The organism is Streptomyces sp. S3(2020) (genome assembly GCF_013044505.1).
GTDB lineage: Bacteria > Actinomycetota > Actinomycetes > Streptomycetales > Streptomycetaceae > Streptomyces.
Genome location: NZ_JABERD010000037.1, coordinates 1 through 15,089, shown reverse-complemented (window position 1 = coordinate 15,089; position 15,089 = coordinate 1). Strand labels below are relative to the sequence as shown.

17 protein-coding genes are annotated in these 15,089 nt (G+C 70.5%); 8 read left to right on the top strand and 9 right to left on the bottom strand.

What is annotated here, in order from left to right; genetic code table 11:
- Window positions 1–161: 161 nt before the first annotated feature.
- The 5 genes from HLK59_RS14845 to HLK59_RS14825 all read right to left on the bottom strand — a co-directional run bounded on the left by HLK59_RS14845 (window position 162) and on the right by HLK59_RS14825 (window position 2,956).
- The gene (locus HLK59_RS14845; protein WP_171141884.1) at window positions 162–419 is read right to left on the bottom strand and encodes a hypothetical protein; all 258 of its coding nucleotides are present in this window, start codon (window positions 417–419) and stop codon (window positions 162–164) included.
- Between the two features lie 20 nt (window positions 420–439).
- The gene (locus HLK59_RS14840; protein WP_171141883.1) at window positions 440–1,093 is read right to left on the bottom strand and encodes a hypothetical protein; all 654 of its coding nucleotides are present in this window, start codon (window positions 1,091–1,093) and stop codon (window positions 440–442) included.
- Between the two features lie 65 nt (window positions 1,094–1,158).
- Complete coding sequence (locus tag HLK59_RS14835; protein ID WP_171141882.1) at window positions 1,159–1,776, bottom strand: RNA polymerase sigma factor; 618 nt, start codon at window positions 1,774–1,776, stop codon at window positions 1,159–1,161.
- A gap of 206 nt (window positions 1,777–1,982) precedes the next feature.
- A complete protein-coding gene (locus HLK59_RS14830) occupies window positions 1,983–2,429 on the bottom strand; it encodes a hypothetical protein (protein ID WP_171141881.1) in 447 nt (148 codons plus the stop codon).
- Window positions 2,430–2,548: 119 nt separating this feature from the next.
- Window positions 2,549–2,956, bottom strand: coding sequence for a hypothetical protein (locus HLK59_RS14825; RefSeq protein WP_240982420.1), 408 nt, complete (start codon window positions 2,954–2,956; stop codon window positions 2,549–2,551).
- A 201-nt stretch (window positions 2,957–3,157) separates the two neighbouring features.
- Here HLK59_RS14825 and HLK59_RS14820 point away from each other — a divergent pair, with 201 nt between their 5' ends.
- The gene (locus HLK59_RS14820; RefSeq protein ID WP_171141880.1) at window positions 3,158–3,643 is read left to right on the top strand and encodes a DUF1877 family protein; all 486 of its coding nucleotides are present in this window, start codon (window positions 3,158–3,160) and stop codon (window positions 3,641–3,643) included.
- 78 nt (window positions 3,644–3,721) lie between these two features.
- Here the strand turns inward: HLK59_RS14820 and HLK59_RS14815 are convergent, their stop codons facing one another.
- From HLK59_RS14815 to HLK59_RS14800, 4 genes are all read right to left on the bottom strand, one after another.
- Window positions 3,722–4,270, bottom strand: coding sequence for a hypothetical protein (locus tag HLK59_RS14815; RefSeq protein ID WP_171141879.1), 549 nt, complete (start codon window positions 4,268–4,270; stop codon window positions 3,722–3,724).
- Window positions 4,271–4,345: 75 nt separating this feature from the next.
- Window positions 4,346–4,849, bottom strand: a complete 504-nt coding sequence (locus HLK59_RS14810) for a hypothetical protein (protein WP_171141878.1) — start codon at window positions 4,847–4,849, stop codon at window positions 4,346–4,348.
- Between the two features lie 1,082 nt (window positions 4,850–5,931).
- The gene (locus HLK59_RS14805; protein WP_171141877.1) at window positions 5,932–6,618 is read right to left on the bottom strand and encodes a DUF4328 domain-containing protein; all 687 of its coding nucleotides are present in this window, start codon (window positions 6,616–6,618) and stop codon (window positions 5,932–5,934) included.
- 117 nt (window positions 6,619–6,735) lie between these two features.
- Complete coding sequence (locus HLK59_RS14800) at window positions 6,736–8,358, bottom strand: glycoside hydrolase family 20 protein (RefSeq protein ID WP_171141922.1); 1,623 nt, start codon at window positions 8,356–8,358, stop codon at window positions 6,736–6,738.
- 209 nt (window positions 8,359–8,567) lie between these two features.
- On the opposite strand from HLK59_RS14800, the gene HLK59_RS14795 reads away from it, so the two are divergent.
- The 7 genes from HLK59_RS14795 to HLK59_RS14765 all read left to right on the top strand — a co-directional run bounded on the left by HLK59_RS14795 (window position 8,568) and on the right by HLK59_RS14765 (window position 15,076).
- On the top strand, window positions 8,568–9,107 hold the full coding sequence (locus HLK59_RS14795; RefSeq protein WP_171141876.1) for a 2-oxo-4-hydroxy-4-carboxy-5-ureidoimidazoline decarboxylase: 540 nt from the start codon (window positions 8,568–8,570) through the stop codon (window positions 9,105–9,107).
- Between the two features lie 232 nt (window positions 9,108–9,339).
- Window positions 9,340–9,720: a succinate dehydrogenase, cytochrome b556 subunit gene (gene sdhC, locus HLK59_RS14790; protein WP_171141875.1), complete on the top strand. Its 381-nt coding sequence runs from the start codon at window positions 9,340–9,342 to the stop codon at window positions 9,718–9,720.
- A 5-nt stretch (window positions 9,721–9,725) separates the two neighbouring features.
- Entirely contained in the window at window positions 9,726–10,214 is a 489-nt protein-coding gene (locus HLK59_RS14785; RefSeq protein ID WP_171141874.1) for a succinate dehydrogenase hydrophobic membrane anchor subunit, read from the top strand.
- Window positions 10,215–10,246: 32 nt separating this feature from the next.
- Window positions 10,247–12,001 carry a succinate dehydrogenase flavoprotein subunit gene (gene sdhA / locus HLK59_RS14780; RefSeq protein WP_171141873.1) on the top strand — a complete coding sequence of 585 codons (1,755 nt, stop codon included), beginning with the start codon at window positions 10,247–10,249 and terminating at the stop codon, window positions 11,999–12,001.
- Window positions 12,001–12,762, top strand: coding sequence for a succinate dehydrogenase iron-sulfur subunit (locus HLK59_RS14775; protein WP_171141872.1), 762 nt, complete (start codon window positions 12,001–12,003; stop codon window positions 12,760–12,762). The genes sdhA and HLK59_RS14775 overlap by 1 nt, the downstream gene beginning before the upstream one ends.
- 166 nt (window positions 12,763–12,928) lie before the next feature.
- Window positions 12,929–13,537, top strand: a complete 609-nt coding sequence (locus HLK59_RS14770) for a Uma2 family endonuclease (protein ID WP_171141871.1) — start codon at window positions 12,929–12,931, stop codon at window positions 13,535–13,537.
- 393 nt (window positions 13,538–13,930) lie between these two features.
- The gene (locus HLK59_RS14765) at window positions 13,931–15,076 is read left to right on the top strand and encodes a M48 family metallopeptidase (protein WP_206327137.1); all 1,146 of its coding nucleotides are present in this window, start codon (window positions 13,931–13,933) and stop codon (window positions 15,074–15,076) included.
- The last annotated feature ends 13 nt before the right edge of the window (window positions 15,077–15,089 follow it).

Here is a 15,089-nt window from a genome sequence, read left to right as displayed (position 1 = left end):
AAGATGCAACTACCTCGTGACGGGGCGGGTACTCCCCCGGGTGTGACAGAAAACGCATCCATGGCGCTGTAGGAAGTACGGGTCGCCGCGCGGCCCGTGCCGCGCGACGGCCGGGGCCTCTCCTGTGGGGGGTGGCGGCCCCGGCCGTCTCCGCGTGCCACCTACGCCTGCAGCAGGAGCACTGCCGTCTCCGCGATTCCAGGCGCGTCGCCCGGACCCCGTCCCTGCCGATCCCAGTAGGCGGCGACCTGCCGTTCCAGCACGTCCCTGGCCGCCCGTTCCGTCTTCTCCTCCGGGTACTCGTCGTCCGCGACGTCGAGTGCCTCAAGCCATTCCTCTGCCACGCTCGTGGACCGAAAGGCCGTCAGCGCTCCGTCACGGTCGAGAACCATCACCGCGTCATCCGGCAACGTACTCATGGGAGATCTCTCGCATGGGGCTACTGCTTCTTCTTGGCGGCCGGGTTGTCGGTGTTCTTCTCGCTCTTGCCGGGCGCGTCCGTCGTCTGGTCCTGCTTCTTGTCCTGGGACAGCTGGCCGGCGCAGTACTGCGCGATGTTTCCCTCGCCACCCGCCGCGGCCACGAGCCGCTGCCAGGCCGTGGAGTCCAGCGCGTTGCCGCGGCCTCGGACCTTGTCGTAGGCACGGCAGTGGGCCTCGGTGTCCTGGGCGGTGACCGGGCGGTCGGGCCGCGCGGCAGGGCTTTCGGTGGCAGTGGCGGGGGCGCTCGGCTGCCGTACGGGGGCGGAGGCCTGTGGGCGGGGCGTGTCGTTCTTCCCGGCCTCGGGCGACGAGCCGTCCGTGCCGATCGTGGCGAACGCGACGCCGCCGAGGGTGAGGCTGGCCAGGAAGACGGAGAGCGTGGTCCGCAGGGAGCGGGACAGCCGGCGCTGCTCGCGGGGCCGCCAGTCGTCCCGGCGGCGGGTGCGGGCCCGGTGCGCCCCGGCGTCACGGGCGGCCCGGAACGCGGCGACGGCCTGGCGCTCGCCGTCGTCACCGGCGCGGTCCTCGCGCAAGGCGACGTCCTCGCGCATGGCGGCGGCGAGCAGTGTCTCCAGACCGTCGGCCCCGCCGCCGCTCCGCCCTTCACCCATGCCCGTTCCCGTCCCTGTCCCGGCCCTGTTCCTGTCCGGCCTGCCGCCGCCGTCGTCGTCTCTCACTACTTCGACTCCCCCAGCGTTCGGGGATCGTCATCCGTCACACTCTCGACGCCCAGCTGCTGGGCCAGACGCTTCAGGCCCCGGTAGGCGGCGGTACGCACCGCGCCCGGCCGCTTGCCGAGGACGCGGGCGGCGGCGGGACCGTCGAGACCGACGACCACCCGCAGCAGCACGGCCTCCGCCTGATCGCGGGGCAGGCCCCGGACCAGTTCGAGGGCGTGGTCCGTGGAGATCGACTCCAGTGCCTGGTCGTGGGTGCTGTGCGGGCCCGGCAGATCCAGTACGTCCTGCTCCAGCGCCGTCGACCGGGGCCGCACCCTCAGCCGGCGCAGATGGTCCAGCGCCCGGTGCCGGCCGATGGTGGCGGTCCAGCCGCGGAAGCCGGCCCCGTCGCCCTTGAAGCGGCCGAGGTCGCGGGCGATCTCCAGCCAGGCGTCGGAGGCCACGTCCTCGGCGTCGTCGCCGACGATCCCGCGGAGGTAGCCGAGCAGACCGGGCTGCACGAGCCGGTACGCGACCGCGAAGGCGGCCTCGTCGCCTTCCTGGGCCCGCGCGACCGCCGCGCCGAGCTCCCCGTCGTACGCCTGCACGCGGCGGGGTTCCCCTCCTCGACCCAAGAACTGTCCTCGTCCGTACCGTTTCGTGGCGGTCCGTCACCGTTCGGCAATGTTCGACACCGTTCGGCATGGCCGCCCTTGCGGGGTTCCCCCACGGTCAACAGCGCCGGACGCCACGGATGTGTCACTGCGCCCCGCGTGTCGCGAAGACGGCGGGCTTCCCCTCGGCCACCGCGTGCAGCGCGTGCAGCGCGTCCACGGCACGGTCAGGTGGCGGTCCGGACGCCGCGGCGGTGCCGGGCCCGCCCGTGCAGGGTCAGGTAGAAGGTCTGGAGGGACTCCTCGGGGCCGCCCGCCTCGAAGCGGTTGAGGACCTTGCCGAGGGGGTTCCAGACCCGGCCGTCGGGCATCCGGACGCCGACCGGCTGGCCGAAGTACCCGCGCTGCGCCTCGTCCAGATCGACCCACACCGCGCCCGCCCGGCGCACCAGCACCTCACCGACGTAGGCACCCAGCGCGAGCAGCGGTCCGCGCGCCCGCTCCCGGTCGGCGCCGCCCTTGCGCAAGCCGTCGACCAGGAAGTCGACGACCCGCAGACTGGCCACGGAGTAGTCCAGCGGCAGCCGGTTGCGGGCGGTGATCCCGGCGACGAACTCCGCCGCCCGTGCCCGCATCCCGCTCGCGCACGGCACCCGTTCGGCCTGCTTCTCCATGGACCCCACCCCTTCGTTCGGCTTGCACTCCCCGCTGTCCCAGCGGATGCCGCCCCGGGAACATCACAGGTCACGGGAGTGACTCTTCGCCGTACGGCACGAGGACGCCGGGAACGGTGCTACGGCCGGGCGGCGCCTGTCGCGTCCCGGCACAGCAACCGCAGCGAACCGTGCCCGGCGAAGCACCTCCGGGCCTCGTCCATCGGATCCCACAGCAGCCCGTCGGGCGTACGGATCCAGTGGTCACCCCCGCTCGCCCACCATTCGGCACCGGACTGACGGACGATCACCTCACCCGCGTACGCGCCGAAGCCGCGCAGCACCGCTTCGACGGCGGCGTACGGTGTGCCCTCGCGCCGCAGGTCCTCGACCATCCGGTCGACGCGCCACAGACTCTGCGCCGAGTAGTCGAGCCGTACCCGCGCGCCCTCGCGCATCGTCGCCACCGCGTCCGCCGCCCATCGCATCGGCTTCGTCGCCGCGGGGGGCCTGGCCGACTGCGGGGTCGTCTGTGCCATCCGTGTCATCTGTGTCATCGCATGGGTCGTCACATCCCCAAGAGCGTGCGGGAGAGCCGGTTCGTCACCCGTTTCCGGCCCGATCCCGATACCGGCGCAGGACCGCCCCACCTTCGCCCCACCTCCGCCCCATGACGGTCACAGTCCGCTCCCAGGTGCGCGTTCTGCCCGGGAGTGACGGTTCGCCGCTCCCGTGCGCTCCTGTCACTGATGAGCATGTACTTCCACTTCCGCGCCATTCCGCCCGCCGCACTGCGCAACAGCCCGGCCTGGCTGGAGAAGCTCTTCGAGGACGGCTGGGACGCCGTACGGGAGCGGATCGGCCGTCACCGGGAAGAGGTGCTGGACGGCGGCTACCTCGACCATGAGCACCTGTACGCCGACGCGCTGCCCGGCGAGGGCCCGCACACGCAGGTGGTCCTCGGGGGCCGGCGGATACCGCACCGCGACCCGTCGTCACCACCGTTCCAGCTGCTGACCGCGGCCCAGACGAACCGCGTCGCCGCGTATCTCGCCACCGCCGACTTCGAGGCGCTGTGGCGGAACGCGCGCGCCGACCTGCTGAAGCCCTACGAGGGCCAGGACGCGGAGCCGGAGGTGCGCGGCGCGTTCGCGGCGGCCCACCGGGATCTCACGGCGTTCTACGGGCAGACGGCGCAGTACGGCGACGCGGTGGTGAAGTGGCTGGTCCTGTGAGCCGCGGAGTGGCCCGGGGGGCCGCCCCTCTCACCTTCCGGTCCGTCTCCGGTCCGTATCCGACCCGTCTCCGGTCCCTCAACTCCGCCCGCGAGCGCGCCGTGACACCACCGCCCGCAACACCCGCCGGCCCTCCACCGACACCTCCAGCGCCCGCCGCAACCCGGCCGTGCCGTGCCCGGCGAGTACCTCCAGGACGGTGACCTGGCGGCGCAGTTCGGCGGCGACGAGCGGGGGCATGCCCTGCGTGCGGCCTTCGCGGCGGGCGTCGAGAGGGGCGTCGTCGGCGGCGGGGTCGAGGAGGCGGTGGATCTGGAGCGAGGCGACGGAGCAGGCGTCGGCCCACACCCGTACCTCGGCGGCGTCCGGTGTGGCGGGCGCGGCGTCGAGCATCCGGCGGGCGAGCACGGCGGCCTCGTCCTCGGCGGCCTCGTCCCCGCCACCGAGTTTGCCGCGCGCGGCCTCCAGACCCGCACCCCAGTCGCCGGTGTCGGCGAGGCTCGCCCACAGCGGTCGCAGGAGTTCGTCGTCCCCGCCCAGCAGGGGCACGCACCGGTCCAAACAAGCCAACCCGCTGGCGGCCAGTCCGCGTTCGTCGGCCTGTGCGATCAGCTCCACCAGACTCATCCCACGCCTCCCTAGCCTGCGGCTTCCCTGACGGAGCCCGCACTTCCCCTTACTGCGTGCGACGGCGCCGGAGTGTCACAGCGGGACCACGGCGAGTCGGTCGAGCAGCCGGAAGAACAGGTTTTCGGCCAATGGGTCGGGGTCCGCGGTCAGTACCTCCACCAGCCGCTCGGCCACGACGGCGTGCCCGGCCTCCTTGGCCCAGGAGACGGCCCGTTCGGCGGCGTCCCGCGGTTCCAGGAAGTAGTCCTCCAGGGTGAGGTCCTCGTTGCCTGCGCCGATGTACCTGGCCATCGCGGTCCGCGCCAGACAGGTCGTCCAGGCCCCGCTCTGCGGCCCGGCCGCCTCCACGACCACGCAGTCGCTGTCCATCACGTACCCGAAGAGCGCGGGCGCCCCGGTCTCCCGGGCCAGGGAGTTCATGGACCCGACGTCCCCCTCCCCGCTCGGGTACTCCCACACCTGCCATCCCCCGGACGCCTCCGCCCGCAGGGTCAGCCCCTCGGCCCCCGCCAGCGCGTCCAACTCCCCGAGCGGCCGCTCACTGCGACCCACGACGAAATACCCCCAGTAGCCCATTCCCGGCTCCCCCCGGCGTCTCGGCTGCGGCTCGGGGCCGAATACACCACAGTCGTACGGCAGTTCGCAGCCGTATCGGACAATCCACCCCTTCAGCCGCACCCCTGTGCAGGCCGCTCGGTTCCTCCGGCGGGGGCGGGGGCGACTCTCAGGACGGGGCGAGGGCCTGCGCCCTAGGCAGAGGCGAAGCGAACCCCTCAGACGGCACGGCCCCACCCTCCAGCAGCAACGCGGGTGCCCCTCCGGCGGCACACAGGGGCGCCCCTCAGGACGGAGGCGACAGCCAGCACCCCAGACAGAAGCAAAGCGAACCCCTCAGACGGCACGGCCCCACCCTCCAGCAGCAACGCGGGTGCCCCTCCGGCGGCACACAGGGGCGCCCCCCCCAGGACGGAGCGAGAGCCACACCCAGACGGAGGCGAAGCAAACCCCTCAGACGACACGCCCACCCGCAGGCGCAGGCCGGAGCGACCCCCAAGACGGAGGCGAGCGGCGGCACCCCAGACGGAGGCCAGGCGGACCCCCTCCCGGAAGACGCGGACCCCGCCCTCCGGCGCAGACCGGAGCACCCCCCAAGACGGAAGCGAGAGCCGGCACCCCAGGCCGAGGCGAACCGAATCCCTCAGACGGCGCGGACCCCACCCTCTGGCGACCACGCGGGCTGGCCCTCCGACGGCGACAGGAGCGGCCCCCAAGACGGAGGCGAGAGCCGACACCCCAGGCGGAAGCCCAGCGAACCCCCTCCCGGACGACGCGAACCCCACCCTCCGGCGCAGACCGGAGCACCCCCCAAGACGGAAGCGAGAGCCAGCACCCCAGGCGGAAGCCCAACGGACCCTCTACCAGACGACGCGAACCCCACCCTCCGGCGCAGACCGGAGCACCCCCCAAGGCTGAGGCGAGGGCCGGTGCCCCAGGCCAAGGCGACACGAACCCCCCAGACGGCACGAGCCCGCCCCCCAGACGGCGACGCGGGCCCGCACCTCAGACGGCGACGTAGGCCCGCGCCTCAGGCGGCGACGCGGGCTCGACCCTCAGGCGGCGACGCGGGCCCGACCCTCAGACGGCGACGCGGGCGCGCCTCAGGCAAGGGTGGCGGAAGGCCCCTGATGGGCCTTCTCGTTCTGCATTCGTGTCAGCCGCAGCACGACGGCGATGGCGAGCGCGGCGGCCCCGATGTCGACGACGTCCGCGAACAGCATCTGGCCCGCGGCGTCCTGGATCTCCTCGGCGCTCTCGGCCCGGGTGTACGCGCGGGACGCGGCCCGTCCGGAGAGCAGGGAGACGACCCAGAACGTCCACCAGGTGTTGACCAGCCCATGCGGCCGGGGCACGCCCCAAGGGCTGCTGGCGTCCCAGATGTCCAGCGTGATCCGGCGCGGGAACCAGAGGTTGACGACCGGCACGATCCAGCCCCAGACCGCCCAGCTCCGCGTCTTGCTGTGGCCGTCCGGCCGGAACACCTCGGCGTTGACCCGCACCCGGTGGAACCAGCACAGGAACAGGACGGCGGTGGTGAGCAGCGCGACCGTCTGGACGGTGCCGGCGACGGAGTAGAGCCGGTCCGCACGGTCGGCGCGCTCACCGACCGCCACCCCGCTCGCGAGGTCGCCGGTCACGTCGCGCATGACGACGTCCGCCCAGACCGCGAACAGGTCGGCGGCGATCACGGCACCCAGCCCCGCGACGGCGGCCCACCCGAGCCCGACCGGCGACCGCAGCCAGACGGTAGGTACGGCCTTGAGCTGGGCATGCGGATTTTCGATCACGGCGAGGTTCCCCCGAGGACTGAGACATACGGAACACCGCACCCGGCCCTCCCCAGAGCCTCACGCACGGCAAGCGGAACATACGGTTCACCGGCGCCGTAAGTCCACTCGTCACCCTCAGCCCAGCCGGTCCGCCAGCGCCTTGAACTCCGTCCAGGACTGATCCGGCTTCTCCGCGTCCCACAGCTTCTGCACCAGCGCCCGCAGCGGCATCCGGACACCGGCCGCGACCTGGTCCTGCGTCTGGGAGTTCGCGAGGTCGCACCAGACCGCGAAGTACCCGCCGAGGATCTGGTCGTCGTACTTCGCCGGGACCGCGAGCGTGCCGCGCACCACCCGCGGCGTCCACAGCTCGTAGATCCGCTGTCCCGTCGGGTAGACGAAGTTGTTGGGCTGCCCGAGGACGTAGTAGAGGAACTCGTCGTTGTAGTTGACCAGTTCGCGCCCCGCGCTCAGATACTCCACGGGCTGCCGCGCCCCGATCTCCTTGCCGGTCCAGTAGGCGACCTGGATGTCGGCGTCGGGCTGCACGGACGTACCGCGGAAGAAGCCGTCGTTCCAGGCCAGCGGGGTCCTGTCGTGGGCGCGCACGGTGTCGGCGCGGTCGTTGAGCCACCCGGTGGTGAGGTCGGCGACGGTCCCGCCGGACCCGTACGCCTCCTTCGCGGCGGCGGCCAGCTGCGGGTACGACGCCTCCGGGTCGCTCACCACCAGCGCCTGGTACTCGTCGCCACCGAGGTGCCAGGGCACGCCGGGGAAGAGGCCGGCGTACTCGTCGAGGAGGTCGTCGACGATCGTGGCGGACCCCTCCTTGGAGATGTCGATCGCGCCGCGCGTGGCGACGCCGGACACGTTCCGCAGTTGCAGTTCGGGGTGCGCGGCGAGCACGGCACCGAGGTGCCCGGGCGAGTCGATCTCGGGTACGACCGTGATGTGCCGCTGCCCGGCGAGCTGGACGATCTTCCGGACCTCGGCCTTGGTGAGGTGCTGGGCGGACACGATCTCGGGGTGCGAGTCGGACTCGATCCGGAACCCCTGGTCGTCGGAGAAGTGCAGTTGCAGCTGGTTGAACTTCAGATCGCCCAGCTCCCGGACCCGGTCCTCGATCCAGCCCGCGGTGAAGTGCTTGCGCGCGATGTCGAGGGAGAACCCGCGCACCGGCTTGGCCGGCCCGTCCCGTACGACGCCCTCCGGCGCCGTACCGCCGCCGTGCACCGCCTGCTTGAGGGTGCGGGTCCCGTAGAAGACCCCGGAGTCGGCGGGCCCGCTGATGCCGACCCGCCCGTCGCGCACGGTCATGGTGTACGACTCCGGATCGCCCCCCTCACCGTCGTCGAGGGCCAGCCGCAGGTCCCCGGCCTTGTCGTCCGCCCGCTCCCCCGCGTACGTCAGCCCCAGCTCGCCCGCGACCAGCCGCCCCTCCTCGGCGAGTTCCGCGTCGCTCACCACGACCCGCGCCCCGCGCTGCGGCCGCCAGCCGGGGCCGCGCGCCGGGGTGTGGGCCTGCACGGCGGGAATCGTGCGCGGGGTCCTGGAGAGGGGGTAGGAGCGGGTGGGAGACGGACTCGGCGTCTCCCGGGAGGCGCTGGGCGAGGCCGCCGACGCCCCGGCGGGGGACGTCGGCCGCGCCGATCCCGCGGGCCCGCCGTCACCGTCGTCCCCGGAGGCCCACAACCCGAGCCCCACCCCCGCGGCGACGGTCGCGGCCACCGCCGCGACGACGACCGCCCGTGTCCTCATCTGCCGTGTCTGCCGTGCCTTCTCCGCCGACGGCCGGCGCCTGTGCTGGCTCACGACGCCAACCTAGACATGAGGAGTGGCCGGAAGTGTCCACCCGACGTTCCGAAACTCTGCCGTTCGAGTGAAATTCGGTTGTCCGTCAGACACGTCATGCCCACTCTCGATAACGTGACGCAACACCTCACACAGCTTCCCCTGCCGAAACACACGTGACGCCCACACACCTTCCCGGCCGAGTCGCCATACCGGCCCTGCCCGAGCAGACCCGCACCCCACGGTCGCCGAATCTGCTGGACGCCTTCAACACCGCGTCCCCCGAAGAAGCCCACGACCTCCTTCTCACCTGCCTGCGCAGCCTGCGCTGGGCCCGCCGGGTGGCGGACCACCGCCCGTACCCGGACCTGGAGTCCTTGCAGGCCGCGTCGGACGAGGCGGCGTACGACCTGTCTCTGGGCGATCTGTCGGAGGCGCTGGCGGGAGAGACGCTGCCGGCACTGCCGGACGGCATGTACGAAGCCGCCCATATGGCACTGAACGCGGCACACGCGGCATACGAGTCGAAGTTCGGCCATTCGTTCGTCATCTGCCTGGACGGACTGCCGCCGGGCGAGGCCCTGGACCACGTACTGGCGGGCATCCGGTCACGTTTGACGAACGATCCGGAGGACGAACGGGTGGTGGCGGCGGAGGAACTACGGCGCCTGGCGAGAGGACGTCTGGCACATGCCGCCAGGGACGCGGGGCTGTGACATCGGCGGCCCACCGCGGGGCGCGACCAGCCACAACGCGCCCGCACCCGGCACAGGACGGAACCGGGCGCCCCTCTAGCCCGTCCGTGCCACTTTGATCACATCGGTTGGGCCGCTGTAAGCATCCCGACAACACGTCGCTACGATGCTGGGGGCCGGTGGACCGTACCCGGCCGGGCCAGACCGACAGCACAAGCCGGCGGCCCCGATCCCCGCTCCCGGAGGGACTTCCGTGCCGGCTGGAACGCTGTACCGCGGCCGGGAAGGAATGTGGTCCTGGGTGGCTCATCGAGTCACCGGCGTCCTCATCTTCTTCTTCCTGTTCGTTCACGTGCTGGACACCGCTCTCGTCCGTGTCTCCCCTGAGGACTACGACAGGGTCGTAGCCTCTTACAAGACCCCGCTCGTCGCGTGTCTGGAGTACGGCCTCGTCGCCGCCATCCTCTTCCACGCGCTCAACGGCCTGCGTGTCATCGCCGTCGACTTCTGGTCGAAGGGCCCGCGCTACCAGAAGCAGATGCTCTGGACGGTCGTCGGCCTGTGGGTCGTGCTGATGATCGGGGCGATCTACCCCGTCCTCGGCCACGCCGCTCGTGAACTGTTCGGGAGCTGACGCGTATGTCCACCACTGAGAAGACCGCTGACGTCTCGGGCATCGGCCCCGTCGAGGGCGACTCCCTCTACGACGTCGACAACCCGGCCCCCCTCATCGAGGCCCCGCGCAAGCGGACCAAGAAGACCCCCCGGTCCACCCGGGGCAACTTCGAGATGGCCGCCTGGCTGTTCATGCGCCTGTCCGGCATCGTGCTGGTCGTCCTGGTCCTCGGCCACCTGCTGATCCAGCTGGTGCTCGACGGCGGCGTCTCCAAGATCGGCTTCGCCTTCGTGGCCGGCCGCTGGGCGTCCCCGTTCTGGCAGGTCTGGGACCTGCTGATGCTGTGGCTCGCGATGCTGCACGGCGCCAACGGCCTGCGCACGGTCATCAACGACTACGCGGAGCGCGCGAACACCCGGCTGTGGCTCAAGGGCCTGCTCTACACCGCCACGGTGTTCACCATCCTGCTGGGCACGCTGGTGATCTTCACCTTCGACCCGAACATCCGCTAGGCCACGGGACTGAGGGACTGAGGAATTTCCTGATGAAGATCCACAAGTACGACACCGTCATCGTCGGCGCGGGCGGCGCCGGCATGCGCGCCGCGATCGAGTCGACGAAGCGCAGCCGTACCGCCGTGCTCACGAAGCTCTACCCCACCCGCTCCCACACGGGCGCCGCGCAGGGCGGCATGGCCGCCGCGCTGGCCAACGTGGAGGAGGACAACTGGGAGTGGCACACCTTCGACACGGTCAAGGGCGGTGACTACCTGGTCGACCAGGACGCCGCCGAGATCCTGGCGAAGGAGGCCATCGACGCCGTCCTCGACCTGGAGAAGATGGGCCTGCCGTTCAACCGCACCCCGAACGGCACCATCGACCAGCGCCGCTTCGGCGGTCACTCGCGCAACCACGGCGAGGCCCCGGTCCGCCGGTCCTGCTACGCCGCGGACCGCACCGGCCACATGATCCTCCAGACGCTGTACCAGAACTGCGTCAAGGAGGGCGTGGAGTTCTTCAACGAGTTCTACGTCCTGGACCAGCTGATCACCGAGGTCGACGGCGTCAAGCGCTCGGCGGGCGTCGTGGCCTACGAGCTCGCGACCGGTGAGATCCACGTCTTCCAGGCGAAGGCCGTGATCTACGCGTCCGGCGGCACCGGCAAGTTCTTCAAGGTGACGTCGAACGCGCACACGCTGACGGGTGACGGCCAGGCGGCGGTCTACCGTCGCGGTCTGCCGCTGGAGGACATGGAGTTCTTCCAGTTCCACCCGACCGGCATCTGGCGCATGGGCATCCTGCTGACGGAGGGCGCCCGCGGTGAGGGCGGCATCCTCCGCAACAAGGACGGCGAGCGCTTCATGGAGAAGTACGCGCCGGTCATGAAGGACCTCGCGTCCCGTGACGTCGTGTCCCGCTCCATCTACACGGAGATCCGCGAGGGCCGTGGCTGTGGCCCCGAGGGCGACCACGTGTACCTGGACCTCACCCACCTCCCGCCGGAGCAGCTGGACGCCAAGCTGCCCGACATCACGGAGTTCGCGCGCACGTACCTCGGTATCGAGCCGTACACGGACCCGATCCCGATCCAGCCCACCGCGCACTACGCCATGGGCGGCATCCCGACGAACGTCGAGGGTGAGGTCCTGAGCGACAACACGACGGTCGTCCCCGGCCTGTACGCGGCCGGCGAGGTGGCCTGTGTGTCGGTCCACGGCGCCAACCGCCTCGGCACGAACAGCCTCCTGGACATCAACGTGTTCGGCCGTCGGGCCGGTATCGCGGCGGCGGAGTACAGCCAGACGGCGGACTACGTCGAGCTGCCGGAGGACCCGGCGGAGCTCGTGGTCGCGCAGGTGGAGAACCTGCGCGCGTCCACCGGCACCGAGCGGGTGGCGACGCTCCGCAAGGAGCTGCAGGAGACCATGGACGCCAACGTCATGGTGTTCCGCACCGAGCAGACGATCAAGACGGCGGTCGAGAAGATCGCGGAGCTGCGCGAGCGCTACAAGAACGTCTCGATCCAGGACAAGGGCCGTCGCTTCAACACGGACCTCCTTGAGGCGATCGAGCTCGGCAACCTGCTCGACCTCGCCGAGGTCATGGCGGTGTCGGCCCTCGCCCGCAAGGAGTCCCGCGGCGGTCACTACCGCGAGGACTACCCCAACCGCGACGACGTCAACTTCATGCGCCACACCATGGCGTACCGCGAGGTGGGCGACGACGGCGCCGAGTCGATCCGTCTCGACTACAAGCCGGTCGTCCAGACCCGCTACCAGCCGATGGAGCGTAAGTACTGATGGCAACCCCTGTTCTGGACAAGGTCGAGGCGGAAGCGGCAGCCTCCCCCTACATCACGGTCACCTTCCGGGTCCGCCGCTTCAACCCGGAGATCTCGGCCGAGGCGACGTGGGAAGACTTCCAGCTGGAGATCGACCCGAAGGAGCGCGTCCTCGACGGCCTCCACAAGATCAAGTGGGACCTGGACGGCACGCTCACCTTCCGCCGCTCCTGCGCCCACGGCATCTGCGGCTCGGACGCGATGCGGATCAACGGCAAGAACCGCCTTGCCTGCAAGACGCTGATCAAGGACATCAACCCCGAGAAGCCGATCACGGTCGAGCCCATCAAGGGCCTGACGGTCCTGAAGGACCTCGTGGTCGACATGGAGCCGTTCTTCCAGGCGTACCGCGACGTCATGCCCTTCCTCATCACGAAGGACACGAACGAACCGACGCGGGAACGCCTCCAGACGGCGGAGGACCGCGAGCGCTTCGACGACACCACGAAGTGCATCCTCTGCGCCGCGTGCACGTCGTCCTGCCCGGTCTTCTGGAACGACGGCCAGTACTTCGGCCCGGCCGCCATCGTCAACGCCCACCGCTTCATCTTCGACAGCCGTGACGAGGCGGGCGAACAGCGCCTGGAGATCCTCAACGACCGCGACGGCGTCTGGCGCTGCCGCACCACCTTCAACTGCACGGACGCCTGCCCCCGCGGCATCGAGGTCACGAAGGCGATCGCCGAGGTGAAGAAGGCACTGATCACGCGCCGGTTCTGAGGTCGTTCTCGGTACGGCTTTCCGTACGGCTGTAAGGGCCCCGTTTCCGTTGGGAGCGGGGCCCTCTGGCGTGCGGACACCCGTTTGGGTGAACGTGATCGTCAAGGACATACCGGTGGTGGTCGGCCTACGATGATGCTCTCGGCACCACCCACAGGAGGCACCGATGTCCACAGCAGCCGTCGAGCAGCCGCACGACGACATCTCGCTGACGGCCCTGGCCGAAGAGATCATGGAACGCCATCCGGGGTATCGCGTCGAGATCATCGGAGGCCAGATCCTCGTGACCCCGTCCCCGGACGCTGCCCACGCCTGGGCTTTGACCAGCCTTGTACTGCCCTTCGCCATGGCCGGACTTCACGGGGGCGATACCGCGGTCCTCCAGAATGTCAGCATCTGGCTGCCCGACGCTCCCGAGGACTTCGCTACCCCCGACCTCTGCATCGTCGACGCGGACATCGACAACCACCACATTGAGCGCAACTGCTACGACTCCATCGCCTTCCGAATGGTCCTGGAAGTCACCTCCAGCAATTGGAAGACCGACCTGCACAACAAGGTCGGCGCCTACGCCGACGCCGATGTGCCCGTCTACGTGATCGTCGACCGCAAGCACCAGCGTCTACACGTCCTCACCGACCCTGCCGATGACGAGTACACAACCCACCGCTTGTACTCCCCTGGTGAGATGGTCACCTTGCCCGATTCCATTGGGGCACAGGTCAAGCTCGATGTCGCGGAGATCCTGAAGGCAGGCCAGCCTAAGAGCGACTGAGATCCAGCCAGCTCTCCTGTGGTGCACGTGAGTTGTGTGACATCAGTTGCACACTGACCCCATGCCCTTCCTGAGGAAAGCCGCTGCCCTCTGACGGCACTCTGACGGTCGCCCCCAGCAGCACTGCGGCCACGGCCGTGCACTCCGGATCGCTACTGGACTCGTCTGCGCCTGAGGGTTCCGTCTGAACGCCATCGACAACCGCGGCACGGTCTACGTCGACGGCATCGAGCAGCCTGAGGTGGTCGCGGAGCCCGAGGTGGTCGCGGAGCCTGAGGCCGTGGGGCCTCGCCGAACGGGATTCGCCAGGCCCGCCCGGCTGTGATCAACTGCCCCCGTCATGTACACAGCAGCCTCTGGGGAGGGGCTGCCGGGAGGGGGGAGGGTGCGCCGATGCGTGCCGTCGAGGAACAGGTCGTCCAGCCGTGTCCGCAGTGCGGGGTGGAGGTCCGTGGGGACCGCCGGTTCACCGTGTGGTGCGCGGCCTGTGACTGGAACGTGGATCCGCAGGAGGCGGCCGAGGAGAAGCAGGGCAGGTTGGAGCGGCGGCGGCGCCGGATGGCCCAGCAGTACGGCGAACGGCTGCTGGGAGACCTGGCCACCGAGGCCGGACACCCGCAGCGCGAGCGGCCCGGGCGGTCGGCGGCCGGTGCACTGGCGTACACCATCGCGCTCCTGGTGCACGGGGTGACCCTGGCCCTGCTCGTCGGCGGGCTGTGGCTGCTGATCGGCGACTGGGGCGGTTTCGGCATGGTGCCCGGGCTGTTCCTGCTGGGACTGGCGGCGACGCTCCGCCCGAGACCGAACCGGCTGCCCGCGGACGCCCACGTCGTGCCCAGGAGTGTCGCACCCGAGTTGTACGCCCTGGTCGACGAGGTCGCGGAAGCCCTGGGCACCCGGAGCGTGGACACCATCGTCCTCGACGCGCAGGCCAACGCGAGCGTCACACACCTCGGTGTCCGCCGTCGGGTTCTCACGCTGGGCCTGCCTCTGTGGGAGGTCCTGTCCCCACAGGAACGGATCGCCCTCCTGGGCCACGAGTTCGGCCACTTCACCCACGGGGACACCCGGCACTGCATGGTCGTGGGCACCGCCTACGGCTCGCTCACCACCTGGCGCTACCACCTGTCCCCGATCGGCAACCCGACCGTCCCCGAACTCTTCGTCAACCTGTGCTATCTCCCGCCCCGTTGGCTGATCACAGGTCTCGTGACGCTGCTCGACCTCCTGACCACACGCGCCTCCCAGCGCAGCGAGTACCTCGCGGACGCGGCGGCGGCCCGTATCGGTTCCGCCGAGGCCGCGGCCGCGCTGATGGACCACCTTCTGGTCGTGGAATCCATCGACACGACCCTGTACCGAGAGGTCAACGCCCGGCAGATGAGCAGCCGGGGACGGGTGAGCGCGAAGGACGCGGAGGGGCTGTGGGAGGCGCTCGCCGCCCATCTGCGCTCGGTCCCGGAACTGTGTCTTATACACATCGTACGCTGCCGGCCCCGAGGATTGTGCAGGGCGCGGCGTGCGACGGCTCGGTATTAAGAACAAGAGAACA

Bases quoted from the DNA above. Each gene is read 5' to 3' on its own strand.
- HLK59_RS14810 (WP_171141878.1), bottom strand. From the start codon at position 4,849: ATGGGCTACTGGGGGTATTTCGTCGTGGGTCGCAGTGAGCGGCCGCTC.
- sdhA (WP_171141873.1), top strand. From the start codon at position 10,247: ATGAAGATCCACAAGTACGACACCGTCATCGTCGGCGCGGGCGGCGCC.
- HLK59_RS14815 (WP_171141879.1), bottom strand. From the start codon at position 4,270: ATGAGTCTGGTGGAGCTGATCGCACAGGCCGACGAACGCGGACTGGCC.
- HLK59_RS14820 (WP_171141880.1), top strand. From the start codon at position 3,158: ATGAGCATGTACTTCCACTTCCGCGCCATTCCGCCCGCCGCACTGCGC.
- HLK59_RS14770 (WP_171141871.1), top strand. From the start codon at position 12,929: ATGTCCACAGCAGCCGTCGAGCAGCCGCACGACGACATCTCGCTGACG.
- HLK59_RS14840 (WP_171141883.1), bottom strand. From the start codon at position 1,093: ATGGGTGAAGGGCGGAGCGGCGGCGGGGCCGACGGTCTGGAGACACTG.
- HLK59_RS14800 (WP_171141922.1), bottom strand. From the start codon at position 8,358: ATGAGGACACGGGCGGTCGTCGTCGCGGCGGTGGCCGCGACCGTCGCC.
- HLK59_RS14845 (WP_171141884.1), bottom strand. From the start codon at position 419: ATGAGTACGTTGCCGGATGACGCGGTGATGGTTCTCGACCGTGACGGA.
- HLK59_RS14765 (WP_206327137.1), top strand. From the start codon at position 13,931: ATGCGTGCCGTCGAGGAACAGGTCGTCCAGCCGTGTCCGCAGTGCGGG.
- HLK59_RS14825 (WP_240982420.1), bottom strand. From the start codon at position 2,956: ATGACACGGATGGCACAGACGACCCCGCAGTCGGCCAGGCCCCCCGCG.
- HLK59_RS14785 (WP_171141874.1), top strand. From the start codon at position 9,726: ATGTCCACCACTGAGAAGACCGCTGACGTCTCGGGCATCGGCCCCGTC.
- HLK59_RS14775 (WP_171141872.1), top strand. From the start codon at position 12,001: ATGGCAACCCCTGTTCTGGACAAGGTCGAGGCGGAAGCGGCAGCCTCC.
- HLK59_RS14830 (WP_171141881.1), bottom strand. From the start codon at position 2,429: ATGGAGAAGCAGGCCGAACGGGTGCCGTGCGCGAGCGGGATGCGGGCA.